Genomic DNA, 13,226 nt, shown 5'->3' with positions numbered 1-13,226 from the left:
ATTCATGATGGGTAAGTCAAATAAAGCCTTGGAATCAAAACAGCAAGATGACTTAGATGTCATCGACATGCCAGCCGATATGAAAGCTGACGAGACCTTAGAAAACGACGCCGAACTGGAAAATGATGATGCAATTTTCAGTCAGGATGACCAACCAAAAAACTTAGACGCAACGCAACTGTACTTGGGTGAAATTGGTTTTTCACCACTGCTTACCGCAGAAGAGGAAGTTTATTTTGCACGCCGTTCACTGAAAGGCTGTGAAGCCTCTCGTAAACGTATGATTGTGAGCAATCTTCGCCTTGTTGTGAAAATTGCACGCCGTTACAACAACCGTGGTTTAGCACTATTAGACCTTATTGAAGAAGGTAATTTGGGCCTAATTCGCGCCGTAGAAAAGTTTGATCCTGAACGCGGGTTCCGCTTTTCAACATATGCCACGTGGTGGATAAGACAAACCATCGAACGCGCTATCATGAACCAAACACGTACCATTCGTTTGCCTATTCATGTAGTAAAAGAGTTGAATGTGTATTTACGCGCATCGCGCGAGCTTTCACAAAAGCTTGACCATGAGCCCACTGCAGAAGAAATTGCAGCTGCGCTAGATAAACCAGTTGAAGACGTCACTAAGATGCTTCGCCTAAATGAGCGTATCACATCTGTTGATACCCCCATTGGTGGAGAAAACGACAAAGCCCTTCTCGATATTATTGCTGATGAGAAAGAGTTTAGCCCTGAAGAGAGCTTACAAGACTCGGATATCAAAAGTAATATAGTGAGCTGGCTTGAAGAATTAAACCCCAAGCAGCGCGAAGTACTTGCTCGCCGTTTTGGTCTTATGGGGTATGAACCTTCAACCCTTGAAGATGTGGGTGCGGAAATTGGTTTAACACGTGAGCGTGTTCGTCAAATTCAAGTGGAAGCACTTCGCCGCCTTCGCGATATGTTGGGTCATCAAGGTCTTTCATTAGAGAACTTGTTCGACCAAATGAAATAGCTACCGCGAACATTGCTAAACAAAGCTAAAATGCCAGTGTTGCAACGCTCTTAAACAAGCGTTTCAATGCTGGCATTTTTTATTCTCAGTTTGAAGAGCTTCGCGATTTCTAGCCTTTAGACTTGTTTATTTCTTACAAGCGTAACGAAGGTATAAGCATGCGCGTTCTTTTCATCGGCGTTATGTGCTTCTCTAAACACTTCATTCCACTTCCCGTCCGCATTAAAGTCTGGAAATTTGGTATCCCCATCAACGGTCAGATCGATATGCGTAAGATACAAAGTATCCGCTTTATCTAAAAATGACTGATAGATAGTGCCGCCACCAATGATCATTACTTCGTCATTCTCGCCACTTTTATTGCTTAATACCTTTGCGACCTCAAATGCCGATTCTGGCGAGTCAACCACAGTAGCGTCAGATAAGCTGTAATCTTCATTACTCGTGATCACAATATTCGGCCTCCCCGGAAGCGCCCTACCTATAGATTCATAAGTTTTGCGGCCCATTATGACCGCCTTGCCCAAGGTGATAGCTTTAAAATGCTTTAAGTCAGCAGGCAAATGCCACGGCATATCGTTGTCGGCACCTATAATTCTGTTTTTTGCCATTGCAGCAATCATCGCTATTTTCATTTTTACACCTTAAGGCTGAGTTTTATTTTGGTCTAAGGAGTATACCAACATCGAAAGGGAAAAGCGTCACAACACCAACAAAGTAAATGATAACAATTGCCATTTGCAATTAAGTGGAGGATATTTTAGTGTAGGAAAAGGAGGTGGCAACGATGCTTATAAATTACTTATGCCCCAAACACGCAGACTGGGTTTATAGCAATCCAGAGCAAGCGCTACACGTTATGGCAAGAGACGAAATGCAAGGTACTATGTTGATGCAGGGAGGACAGTTAAGTGACGCTATCCCCTACCTTGGTTGCGCATTCGATATCGCCGTTATATTGCTTGAAGTTGACGGCGGTGAAAACAGTATAATGGTTAAAAAAATTATGGGCTTAACCAGCTTACTTGATGAGATTTACTTTCACCTGAAGCTGACTCATCACAGAAATGCCATAGTAGACAAAGCGCACGCGGTGATAAACGCGTCTAAAAATGTCTCGAATAACACGATACCGCTGCCCTTCGCTGTGTAAAAATGGCAAGCCTACATTAAAAAAGCTCGCACGTAGTCTAAACAACGTGCGAGCTTTTTGTGTTTTTAGCAATTCATAATGAACGCTTTTGAACCAATACCTTTCAGCGATTGTTTCTCAACGACTGTTTCTCAGCGATTGTTTCTCAACGACGATACTCAACTTCCACGTCGTAATCGTCTTCGTCCCAGTCGTCGTCATCGAGATCATCACCTAAGCCATCTTCGAATTCATCATGGGCTTCAAGTGTGTTCTTGTGGTAAGTGTCCCACTTGAATTCTACTTCTTTCTTTTCTTCTTCCTCTTCCAGTTCTGCTGGAAGGGTTTCGATAAAGTCCATAATGTCGTTACACAAAGGATCAAGGTTCATCTTTTGGAACGCAGATATTTGATAAACTGGGCCTTCCCACTCTAATGCATCAATAACATGCTGGCAGCGCTCTTCGGCTTCTTCTTCAAGCAGCAAATCGACTTTATTGAATACCAACCAACGAGGCTTTTCTGCCAACTTAGGGCTGTATTTTTCCAGCTCTTCAATGATCGCTTTTGCGTGCTCGGCTGGATCGGTTTCATCAACTGGGAAAATATCTACCACGTGAAGCAAGATACGGCAGCGCTCTAAGTGCTTTAAGAAGCGAATACCTAAGCCAGCGCCATCAGCAGCGCCTTCAATCAGACCAGGAATGTCTGCAACAACAAAGCTGCGCTGTGAGTCTTGACGAACCACGCCTAAGTTAGGCACAAGCGTTGTAAACGGATAATCAGCCACTTTTGGTTTGGCGGCCGATACAGAACGAATAAAGGTTGATTTACCTGCGTTAGGCATACCAAGTAAGCCAACATCAGCCAGAAGCATAAGCTCTAGCTTAAGGTTGCGAATTTCACCTGGCGTACCATTGGTTTTTTGACGTGGAGCTCGGTTCGTACTGCTTTTAAAGCGAGCATTACCTAAACCGTGGAAACCACCTTGAGCAACTTTGAGCTTTTGACCATGACGGGTTAAGTCGCCTAGCACTTCACCCGTATCGCTATCTGTTGCACGAGTTCCCACAGGCACCATTACAGTAAGGTCTTTGCCTTTCTTACCGATACAGTTGCCGCCTTGCCCATTCTGGCCGCGCTCTGCACGGTGAAAACGCTCGAAGCGATAATCGATCAATGTATTTAGGTTTTCATCGGCTTGTAAAAATACACTGCCGCCGTCACCGCCGTCGCCGCCGTCTGGGCCACCTTTAGGTACGTATTTTTCCCTTCTAAAGCCAATCGTACCGTTGCCGCCGTCACCGGCTTCAACGCGAATTTCAGCTTCATCTACAAATTTCATTTATCACTCCGGGCTGTTATGCCGTGGGTTGTTAACTTTAAAGACGCGAATACTAAGTTTACACCAATTTGTCCATCGGCGCTTTTATGTCTGCTTAGCATTCTAAAAAACGAGAAGTAAAACCTTGCCTAGCGCTTGTCCTTTCTAGAACTTGAACGCTGTAAAATAAGAGCAGAAAAAGAATGAAAGGTTTCACAAAACAAAAAACCCCGCAAGCGCGGGGTTTTTCTAAGCCTGTTCGGCGAGAAGCTTTCGCGCTTACTCAGCTACGATGCTCACAAATTTACGGTTCTTCGGTCCTTTAACGTCGAACTGAACTTTACCGTCTTTTAGTGCAAACAACGTGTGGTCTTTACCGATACCCATGTTGTCACCAGCGTGGAAACGAGTACCACGTTGACGAACAATGATGTTACCAGCAAGAACAGATTCACCGCCAAAGCGCTTAACACCTAGGCGTTTACTTTCTGAATCACGACCGTTTTTGGTACTACCACCAGCTTTTTTGTGTGCCATGTGTTCGTGCTCCTATTATGCGTTGATACCAGTGATTTTCACTTCTGTGAACCACTGACGGTGACCCGCTTGCTTACGAGAGTGCTTACGACGACGGAACTTAACGATTTTTACTTTATCGCCACGACCGTGTGTAACAACCTCAGCTGTCACCTTACCACCAGCAACGATTGGTGTGCCGATTTTTACGTCGTCACCGTTGCTTACCATTAAAACTTTGTCAAATTCAACCGTTTCGCCTGGGGCTACTTCGATTTTTTCAAGACGAACGGTTTGGCCTTCGGCCACACGGTGTTGTTTACCGCCACTTTGGAAAACCGCGTACATAGTTAACTCCGCTCTGCGTCCACTGACGCTTCAATTCAAAAAACAGGGCGCGAATTGTACGTGAAACATCCGTAAATCACAAGCCCGATTCGCAGAAAAAATGATTATTTTTCCAACATGGAGAGAATTATGCCCCAATTGCTCATTTGATGCAGCTTCAAATGCACAAAAACCTGTGAAAAATATCAACTTTTTTCTATAAAACAGCAACAACGCAGACGCATGCCTTTGTAAAAATTATGCTATGGACGTGGCCAGATATGGAAAAATTTGGCTTGAAAGAAGAACGGATCTTACCGTTAAGATCGCGCTGCGATCGCAGATTGATCGCTTACATTCATCGCTGTTCTAGCGTTAATGTTGTCGTGCTAGACGACTGGCGCATAATTTATAAGCGCGATAACTTGTCCGTAAGTATTGCCGTAGTTAACAACACCAACGCCGTTTCGCATAGACCGTGAAAACACAAATTCGAGCGCATAATGCCGTTCATGAACAATGTGTTCTTACATTAAACTTGGAAAAATAAGACTTTTGCAGGAAAAAGTGGAAATAATACCTATAATCACAATCCACGGAAGAGTGAAAAAACAAACCACGCCACGTTCAGGAGTTTACGTTGGCACTTTAACTTTTAATTGTGCTTAACGTATCGTGCCAAACACTCATAAAAACGATAAGCCGTCATTTTTTAAGACAATTTGGTGGATAGTGCTGTTGATTAGGGTACAATCGCCACCAACAATTGCCTAAGACGTAACGAGTAAGTATTTATTGCCATGCCTATGGATATTGATCAAATCCGCAACCTGTCGAATGATGATATGCAGGCGGTTAACCAACTGATTCAGCAACAAGTCGATTCTGACGTTGCACTTATCAATCAGCTAGGTTTTTACATTGTAAACAGTGGCGGCAAGCGCTTGCGCCCACTTCTTACCGTGTTAAGTGCGCGGGCGATGGGCATTGATAACAACGACCATCACACCCTTGCAGCTATTGTAGAGTTCATTCATACCGCTACGCTTCTACATGACGACGTGGTCGATGAATCGACCATGCGCAGAGGCAGAGAAACCGCTAACGCTATTTTTGGTAATCAAGCATCGGTGTTAGTGGGCGACTTTCTTTACACCCGCTCTTTCCAAATGATGGTAAGCCTTAAACGCATGCGCGTTATGGAAATACTGTCGGAAGCCACAAACCAAATTGCTGAAGGTGAAGTGTTGCAGTTGATGAATTGTAACGATCCTAGCACAACCGAAGCTCGTTACTTTGATGTTATTTACGGTAAAACTGCCCGTTTGTTCGAGGCTGCAACACAGCTAGCAGCAGTACTAACCGACCAAAATAAAGACATTGAACACGCCATGCAAGAATATGGAAAGCACTTAGGCACGGCTTTTCAATTAGCCGACGATATCCTTGACTACATGGCTGATAGTGAAGAAATGGGCAAGAATGCCGGTGATGATTTAGCTGAGGGTAAGCCTACGCTGCCGCTGCTTTACGCGATGTGGCACGCGAGAAATGACGACGATAAAGCACTTATTCAAGAGGCGATTGAACAGAGTAATGGGCTGGCGCATCTAACGCGAATTCAAGGCATTATGGAAGAAACTGGCGCGTTGGACTACACGCGTAAATGTGCCCAGAAAGAAGTTCAAATGGCTATCGATAGCTTAAACGTTATTGAAGATTCTAAATACAAAGAAGCGTTAATTGCGCTGGCACATATCTCAATAGAACGAACAAGCTAGTACGTTGTTTAGATGGCAGAAGGCCCGCTGCTAAGATACACAGAAAGTAAGCAGACCTAACTACCATTAAAAATTGCAAAAAGGCGTGTTACAACGCGCCTGTTTATTGCTTAAGCACAGCCAGGCAGAAAGGCTCACTGCTAAAACCCTAGCCTTCTAGCATGAAACCAACCATACCTACTAAGAAACCAAGAATACCGCCAAGAGGTGGAAGCCAATGATTTTTCATTCGAATTTGCGGGGCAATATCCTGAAATACCGAATAAAGAATACCACCTGCGGCAAACAGCATGATACCGCTCATCACAACAGGAAACTGTGCAAGATAGAAAAACCCTAACATACTGAACAAAGGGCCAAGTAACGCCATCAATACAAAAACAACAATGAGTTTGGTGCTGCGCTGCTTATTCTTAGGCAACATTTCTCTGTAAGCATTAAACCCTTCGGGTAGATTTTGTACCGCAATTAATACGCCTAATAACATAGTACCTCCACCCAATGCCGCCGTTGTGCCAAGGGCAATTGATTCGGGCACAAAATCACTGAGCATAGCAGCTAACTGGCTACCTGCAGTCTTCTTTTTAGCTAAATAAACATCTAGTGCCATAAATGCTAAGGCACCGCCAACAAAGCATGTGGTGGCAGCAAAGAGTGTTACGTCTTTTATCCCTTCCGGCACAAGCACAAGGCCTACTGCCGAAATAAGTGCACCAGCCCCCAACGCGAGAATGCCATGACGCAACTCTTTTTCTAACCATTTTGGCTGAATACCTTGGTAAGTTGCTAAAATAGCGCCGGCCGGCATAGCAAGGCCAGCCAATGTTGCCATTATCAATAAACCTACAATGTCACCGTGTGGCATAACGACTCCTTTCTTATTTACAATAAATATCGCATTCGGTTTGCCCATATACCAAACAAAAAGAGCAGCTGGATGCTGCTCTTTTTTATAAGTTAAAAACGAAATCACTTATGGTCTGGCTCAACCAGATACGCAATTTATTTAGTTAAGACCTAAATCTCGGGTCATATTCTCGTTTTTATCACGATGCACAATAATATTGTCTTCAATGCGGATCCCGCCAAAAGGTCGATATGCATCGATAGTATCCCAGTTAATGTACTTAGACGCCGGTGTTGCTTTAAGATCGCGGAGTAGACTGTCTATAAAATATAAACCAGGCTCGATAGTAAATACCTGACGAGCTTCTACGGCGCGTGTACAGCGTAAAAATGGATGATCATCAGGCGCTGGCTTTGGTGTACCTCTATCGTCAGCGACCAATCCACCTACATCGTGTACTTGTAACCCTAGAAAGTGACCAATACCGTGTGGGAAGAACGTACGCGTAATCCCCATTTCAACAATTTCAGATGGCGTTAGGTTGACCATGCCAGTATCGTGAAGAATTTGTGCAATACCGTCATGTGCCATTAAGTGAATATCGGAATAGGCCACTCCCGGCTTCAAAGCATCGATTAACGTTAACGTTACCTTGTCTACGGCCTGTATCAGATCACTAAACATGGCTGCATTGCCAGACTGTTGACTGTAAGTTCGCGTAATATCAGCCGCATAGCCGTGATAATTTGCTCCGGCGTCAATCAAAAACGAACGCGACTGTGTAGGCGCTACGTTGTCGCACTGCATGTAATGCAAAATAGAAGCATGCTCATTGAGCGCTACAATGCTGGTATAGGGCACATCGTTATCACCCTGTCTACATGCAGATGCATAGGCAAGGTTTATGTCAAATTCACTTTTACCTTCACGGAAAGCTTGCTCGGCGGCCTTGTGCCCAGCAACGGCTAATTTATTAGCCTTACGCATGCAATCTAGCTCGTAGTCGGTTTTATAAGCGCGTTGATAGTGAAGATAGTGTAATACTCTGTCTGGATTGACGTTGTCGAAACCCAACGCCTTCGCGACTTCAATATATTCTCCCACATAGGCAAAACGGCTTTTATCGTAAGGTAATAGCTTCTCTACAGCATCTGCCTGTTGCAATAGCTTAATGTCAAAACTATCGGTCCAAAAATCGTTTGGCTCTGGCGGCACTTTATGCCAAAAGTCTTCTGGGCGATAAAAAATAAGTGTAGGTTTATCTACCCCATTGACTACCAACCAGCAGTTAGGGTTATCAACTACCGGAACCCAGGCCTTAAACTGAGGATTAACCTTAAACGGATAATGATTATCGTCTAAGAAAAGGCGTTTGCCTTGCCCCGAATGGATCACGAGTCCGTCTAGCCCTTCTCGCTGCAATGCTTCGCGAGTGCGAGCTTGAAGCTCTTCGATATGCTGTTGATAGGTTGCTTTATGTTGCGACATAGCCCCTCTTGTGTTTGAACGTGTTAGATGGTTTGCCTTTTTGCCAGTGTATCACGAGGCTTGTGCCTTCTGCATGCAAGCCTCACTTTTACCGATTTTTCTCTGTCAACTTAACGAGGAGCCAGCTGTATTAACCCCGTAACAGGATGGGTGCTAACGGCATCAACTGATGGAATAACATCTTGCGTTAATTGTGGAAAGATATTGTCTTCCCCTCCTAACTGTTGATCGTAAATGTGTTGATATGCCATCACCGCTTTCACATAGGCACGGGTTTCTTTATATGGAATATTTTCTATCCATATATCCACTGGCAACGCGTCGTTTTCTGGCAGCCACTCTAATACCTTTCGCCACCCTGCATTGTATGATGCAGACACCAAAACCGGATTGTTATTAAGTTTATCCATAAGATAGCGCAGATACTGCACGCCATACTCAACGTTATCGTCAACCTTAAACAGTGTATTGCGGCTCACTTTTCGTTTCGCCACATACTGTGCGGTACCCGGCATAAGCTGCATTAACCCTGTGGCTCCAACCGATGAAATAGCGTCGCTTCTAAACGAACTCTCGCGACGAGCAATGGCCATGGCTAAAGATTTGGAAATGCTATAGGCTTGTGACTTTTCGCTAAAAACATCGCTAAATGCGAGCGGGAATCGACGCTCTACATCGTCCCAATAGCCACTTTGCGCAAAGCTGGTAATTGCTTGGTCGTAAAGCCCCCACTCGTAGGCCAAAATGCCCGCATCGGTAACTTTCGATTCTGGTAAGTGTGACAGAAGGTAAAACCACTCTCGGCGCGCTTCAGTAGCTCTATCTAGTCTAAAAAACTCAACTGCGCGCATGGTAGCTGGTGTTTTTGCTACACTGGCAATGGCTGCCGTATCGCGGGGCGCGGGCGCATGTGCTAACGATGGTATTTCACCTATTTGCGCACTCGCCATAAAGCCATAATAATGCCGTTCTTGAGCCAGCGCTTTATATAGCACGGTTGCTTGCATTGTTTGACCTAGGGCCTCTAGGGCGCGAGCTTTCCAATAGCGATAGCTTTCTTCACGCCTCAATTCGTCTGGCGCGTTGTCAATCACATCTATTACTTGCTGCCATTGTTTCTTTCGCAATAAATGAGAAATATGCCAGAACTTTACATCTTCACTTGCGCCATCTACATCTGCCAGTTCAAGCCAATGATCAGCCTGAGGAAGACGATCTAACGTATAGCTGAGCGCAATTGCTCTTTTCATATCGTGAAGTTGTGCTTTTGAGAACACGTTTTTTGCGTGATATCGAGTAAATACCTTTGCCGCTAAATCTGGGTTACGCCACGCCAACTTTTTAATTGCCCAAACAATCACCTCAGCTTCGTGTGCTGTGCTTTTCAAAGGAAAAAGGGCAGATTTACTGACTCGGCTCGCGTCTCGTGTTACCGACAGCCACGCATCAGCTAAATACTGCTGCTCACGAGGTAATTGGCGTTTAAGGTAGGAAATGATGCCTCGGTTACCCTCTTTTGCAGCAATTTCAATACGCTTAATGACCATTTCAGACGTCATCAAACCCGCTTTTTTCCATTTAGCAAAAAGTGGGTCGCATTCGTCTGGTTGAGACTGCCCATTAAGCCATAATGCATCAACCTCGGGTAAAATTACTTTCTCATCTTCGCCTTCTTTCAAGCGATAATTCAGAGCGATACAAGTAAGCCTAGCCCCCATACCTGGTCGATAACTGGCTAAAAATGTATCGCGAAAGTTATTCTTCGCCAGGTAGTTTAACCATTTATAACGCACACCGTAGCTTACAGGTTGGCCGCTAAAATCATTGAGAAACTGCTCTACATCGCGCTTTGTTTTCAATGACATTGTGCGCTCTAGCTTAAGCCGCAGTAAATAGGGGTAAAGTGGGTAATTAGCAAGCTCGTGGATGTCGTTGTCGAGATGTTGCACACTGCGTGTAGAATACGTTTGCAGTTTTTTTTCAACCTCTAGATAACGAGCACGTTCTTTTTCAAAAATGTCGGTAGGCAACGTTAAGTGCTGCGTAGCACCGGCAGCAGAACAAAAAAATGCGCCAACTAACGATACCAACACGGAAACAATACTGTTTTTGTTTACCGATAGATGCTGTTCTAACCACGAACTAATATGAAAACCAGACACAATAAAACTCCTACCCTGCTCTGCTTTTTAGCGCTGCTACGCGCTGGCTTTAAGGCCAAACCGAGCTGATTATAAAATGTTGCTGAAAAGCAGCATTGCGACTGAGCCACTGCACTTTATAAAAAACAAAGTGAAACTTTCAGTCTGGCTCCTTGCCAAATAAGATGTTGTGCCAGCTGTCGTTAGCTATGCTTTACACACATAGACGACGTGATTGTAGATTATTCTTATGCTGGATTGGCGCTTTACGTCAATAACGCTCATTATACAACCACCCATGCCGAAATGAAGCTTGAATTCGATATTTGCACTTGAATTTAAGTCATCGGACCACTACCTTAGACAAATTGAAACGCTTGTTTGATTTTTTGTTGAAATTTTGTGTGGCTTTGTAAAGAATCTAGCCACCCTAACGCGTTAGTGAATGCATACGCCCCTTCTTTTTAGTTGGATTACTTCACTAACATCCTGGCCAATGCCGAAGGAGATGATAATGATATACACAGGCAAAAGTCTTTCCGTCAGCCTGTTAGATGACGGCTTTGCTGAGCTGGTATTCGACGCCCAAGGTTCAGTAAACAAGTTCGACCGCCAAACGGTGAGCGAACTTGACGAAGCAACTCAAGCCCTACTTGCTAAAGGCGATGTTAAAGGCTTAGTAGTACGCAGCGCAAAACCTGCATTTATCGTAGGTGCAGATATCACCGAGTTCACTGGCCTATTCGCCATGGACGATGCCGAAGTACTACAGTGGGTTGCCAATACGTCACAAGTATTCGACCGCTTCGAAGACCTACCTTTCCCTACCATTGCTGCAATTAACGGCTTCGCGCTTGGCGGCGGCTGTGAAATGGCATTGGCGTGTGACATGCGTATTGCAGACACTACCGCTTCAATTGGTTTGCCAGAAGTTAAGCTAGGCCTTATGCCTGGTTTTGGTGGTACGGTTCGTCTACCTCGTCTAATTGGTGCAGATAACGCGCTTGAGTGGATGACCACTGGCCGTGACAGAAAAGGCGCGAAAGCCCTTGCTGAAGGCGCAGTTGATGCTGTTGTAGCACCAGAAGCACTTGTTGAAGGCGCGCTTTCAATGGTGAAAGACGCAGCAGAAGGCAAGTTTGACTGGCAAGCACGTCGTGCGGTTAAGAAAGCCCCGCTACAGCTAAACAAAAACGAAGCGATGATGAGCTTCAGCACTGCTCAAGCCATGGTATTTGCCCAAGCAGGTAAGCATTACCCAGCACCGCACAAAATGGTTGAGACTGTTCAAAAAGCAGCGGGCCTAGACCGTGACGGCGCACTTAAGCTTGAAAACGAAGGCTTTGTGGCACTTGCGAAAACCGACGCAGCAAAAGCACAAATTGGTATCTTCCTTGCCGACCAGCTAGTTAAGAGTAAAGGTAAGAAGCAAGCGAAAGCAGCTACTAAGCAATCTAAGCTTAACGCTGTACTAGGTGCAGGTATCATGGGCGGCGGTATTGCATACCAAAGCGCTGTGAAAGGCACACCGGTAGTCATGAAAGACATTAATCAAGGTGCACTAGACCTTGGTCTTTCAGAAGCAGCCAAAATTCTTGGTAAAGGCATGAAGCGCGGTAAAGTTGATGCGACCAAAATGGCGCAAACACTTAACGCAATCACGCCTACCCTTGAGTACAGCACACTTAAAGATGCAGACCTTGTTATTGAAGCGGTTGTAGAAAACCCGAAGGTAAAAGGTATTGTGCTTAAAGAAGTAGAAGACAATGTAGCTGACGACGCTATCATCACTTCAAACACTTCTACTATCTCTATCAACCAGCTAGCTGAAAGCCTAGACAAGCCAGAGCGTTTCTGTGGTATGCACTTCTTTAACCCAGTGCACCGCATGCCGCTAGTTGAAATTATTCGTGGCGAAAAAACCTCTGAAGAAACCATCAATGCAGTAGTAGCCGCTACCCTTAAAATGGGTAAAACCCCGATTGTGGTTAACGACTGCCCAGGGTTCTTGGTAAACCGCGTATTGTTCCCATACTTTGCAGGCTTCAGTAAGCTTCTTATCGACGGTGCTGACTTTGTTGCGGTTGATAAAGTAATGGAAAAAATCTTCGGCTGGCCTATGGGCCCGGCTTACCTAATGGACGTTGTGGGTATCGACACGGGCGATCACGCAGCAGACGTAATGGCAGCGGGTATTCCAGAGCGTATGGCTCGCCTAGACAACGACCCTGTAACACTGTTCTATAAAGAAGAGCGTTTAGGTCAGAAGAACGGTAAAGGTTTCTACAACTACGGTGTTGATAAGCGCGGTAAGCCTAAGAAAACACCTGCTGAAGAAGCATATGCACTAATGGCACCTCACGTAGCTGAGAAGACAGATTTTGAAGCTGACGACATTATTGCACGCCTTATGATCCCTATGGCAAACGAAGCAATTCGCTGCCTAGAAGAAGGCATTGTAGATAGCGCAGCTGAAGCAGATATGGCGCTACTTTACGGCTTAGGTTTCCCTCCATTCCGCGGTGGTATTTTCCGTTGGATTGAAACCATTGGCTTGGCGAACTTTGTTGCGATGGCAGACAAGTACGCTGAACTTGGTCCTATTTATCAGATCTCAGACGGCGTTCGTGAAATGGCCGCTTCTGGTAAATCCTATTTCGCATAAGACCC

At 45.0% G+C, this 13,226-nt stretch carries 11 protein-coding genes; 4 read left to right on the top strand and 7 right to left on the bottom strand.

Annotation, left to right across the window (positions count from 1 at the left end):
* Positions 1-7 precede the first annotated feature (7 nt).
* The gene (rpoS, locus tag BK026_RS17300) at positions 8-1,000 is read left to right on the top strand and encodes an RNA polymerase sigma factor RpoS (protein ID WP_071817746.1); all 993 of its coding nucleotides are present in this window, start codon (positions 8-10) and stop codon (positions 998-1,000) included.
* A 116-nt stretch (positions 1,001-1,116) separates the two neighbouring features.
* Here the strand turns inward: rpoS and folA are convergent, their stop codons facing one another.
* A complete protein-coding gene (gene folA / locus BK026_RS17295) occupies positions 1,117-1,623 on the bottom strand; it encodes a type 3 dihydrofolate reductase (RefSeq protein WP_083575185.1) in 507 nt (168 codons plus the stop codon).
* Positions 1,624-1,787: 164 nt separating this feature from the next.
* Between folA and BK026_RS17290 the strand changes: the two genes are divergently transcribed.
* Positions 1,788-2,153, top strand: coding sequence for a hypothetical protein (locus tag BK026_RS17290; RefSeq protein ID WP_071816948.1), 366 nt, complete (start codon positions 1,788-1,790; stop codon positions 2,151-2,153).
* Positions 2,154-2,298: 145 nt separating this feature from the next.
* Here the strand turns inward: BK026_RS17290 and cgtA are convergent, their stop codons facing one another.
* The 3 genes from cgtA to rplU all read right to left on the bottom strand — a co-directional run bounded on the left by cgtA (position 2,299) and on the right by rplU (position 4,320).
* Positions 2,299-3,477, bottom strand: coding sequence for an Obg family GTPase CgtA (gene cgtA, locus BK026_RS17285; protein WP_071816947.1), 1,179 nt, complete (start codon positions 3,475-3,477; stop codon positions 2,299-2,301).
* A gap of 258 nt (positions 3,478-3,735) precedes the next feature.
* Complete coding sequence (gene rpmA, locus BK026_RS17280) at positions 3,736-3,993, bottom strand: 50S ribosomal protein L27 (RefSeq protein ID WP_012517170.1); 258 nt, start codon at positions 3,991-3,993, stop codon at positions 3,736-3,738.
* A gap of 15 nt (positions 3,994-4,008) precedes the next feature.
* On the bottom strand, positions 4,009-4,320 hold the full coding sequence (gene rplU, locus BK026_RS17275; protein ID WP_012517169.1) for a 50S ribosomal protein L21: 312 nt from the start codon (positions 4,318-4,320) through the stop codon (positions 4,009-4,011).
* A 785-nt stretch (positions 4,321-5,105) separates the two neighbouring features.
* Here rplU and ispB point away from each other — a divergent pair.
* Positions 5,106-6,080 carry an octaprenyl diphosphate synthase gene (gene ispB, locus BK026_RS17265; protein WP_071816945.1) on the top strand — a complete coding sequence of 325 codons (975 nt, stop codon included), beginning with the start codon at positions 5,106-5,108 and terminating at the stop codon, positions 6,078-6,080.
* Positions 6,081-6,228: 148 nt separating this feature from the next.
* On the opposite strand, the gene BK026_RS17260 is transcribed toward ispB, so the two are convergent.
* From BK026_RS17260 to BK026_RS17250, 3 genes are all read right to left on the bottom strand, one after another.
* Positions 6,229-6,945, bottom strand: coding sequence for a ZIP family metal transporter (locus tag BK026_RS17260; RefSeq protein ID WP_071817745.1), 717 nt, complete (start codon positions 6,943-6,945; stop codon positions 6,229-6,231).
* 141 nt (positions 6,946-7,086) lie between these two features.
* Positions 7,087-8,415 (bottom strand): Xaa-Pro dipeptidase, encoded by a 1,329-nt coding sequence (gene pepQ, locus BK026_RS17255; RefSeq protein ID WP_071816944.1) that lies wholly within the window; start codon positions 8,413-8,415, stop codon positions 7,087-7,089.
* Between the two features lie 110 nt (positions 8,416-8,525).
* Positions 8,526-10,577 carry a transglycosylase SLT domain-containing protein gene (locus tag BK026_RS17250; protein WP_071816943.1) on the bottom strand — a complete coding sequence of 684 codons (2,052 nt, stop codon included), beginning with the start codon at positions 10,575-10,577 and terminating at the stop codon, positions 8,526-8,528.
* Between the two features lie 493 nt (positions 10,578-11,070).
* Between BK026_RS17250 and fadB the strand changes: the two genes are divergently transcribed.
* Positions 11,071-13,221 carry a fatty acid oxidation complex subunit alpha FadB gene (gene fadB, locus BK026_RS17245; RefSeq protein ID WP_071816942.1) on the top strand — a complete coding sequence of 717 codons (2,151 nt, stop codon included), beginning with the start codon at positions 11,071-11,073 and terminating at the stop codon, positions 13,219-13,221.
* The last annotated feature ends 5 nt before the right edge of the window (positions 13,222-13,226 follow it).

It is taken from the genome of Alteromonas sp. V450 (assembly GCF_001885075.1).
Classification (GTDB): domain Bacteria; phylum Pseudomonadota; class Gammaproteobacteria; order Enterobacterales; family Alteromonadaceae; genus Alteromonas.
This window is presented reverse-complemented; position numbering and strand designations above follow the sequence as displayed.

Excerpts from the sequence above, each read along its gene's own strand:
- rplU (WP_012517169.1), bottom strand. The coding sequence starts at position 4,320 with ATGTACGCGGTTTTCCAAAGTGGCGGTAAACAACACCGTGTGGCCGAA.
- cgtA (WP_071816947.1), bottom strand. The coding sequence starts at position 3,477 with ATGAAATTTGTAGATGAAGCTGAAATTCGCGTTGAAGCCGGTGACGGC.
- pepQ (WP_071816944.1), bottom strand. The coding sequence starts at position 8,415 with ATGTCGCAACATAAAGCAACCTATCAACAGCATATCGAAGAGCTTCAA.
- rpmA (WP_012517170.1), bottom strand. The coding sequence starts at position 3,993 with ATGGCACACAAAAAAGCTGGTGGTAGTACCAAAAACGGTCGTGATTCA.
- ispB (WP_071816945.1), top strand. The coding sequence starts at position 5,106 with ATGGATATTGATCAAATCCGCAACCTGTCGAATGATGATATGCAGGCG.
- fadB (WP_071816942.1), top strand. The coding sequence starts at position 11,071 with ATGATATACACAGGCAAAAGTCTTTCCGTCAGCCTGTTAGATGACGGC.
- folA (WP_083575185.1), bottom strand. The coding sequence starts at position 1,623 with ATGATTGCTGCAATGGCAAAAAACAGAATTATAGGTGCCGACAACGAT.
- rpoS (WP_071817746.1), top strand. The coding sequence starts at position 8 with ATGGGTAAGTCAAATAAAGCCTTGGAATCAAAACAGCAAGATGACTTA.
- BK026_RS17290 (WP_071816948.1), top strand. The coding sequence starts at position 1,788 with ATGCTTATAAATTACTTATGCCCCAAACACGCAGACTGGGTTTATAGC.
- BK026_RS17260 (WP_071817745.1), bottom strand. The coding sequence starts at position 6,945 with ATGCCACACGGTGACATTGTAGGTTTATTGATAATGGCAACATTGGCT.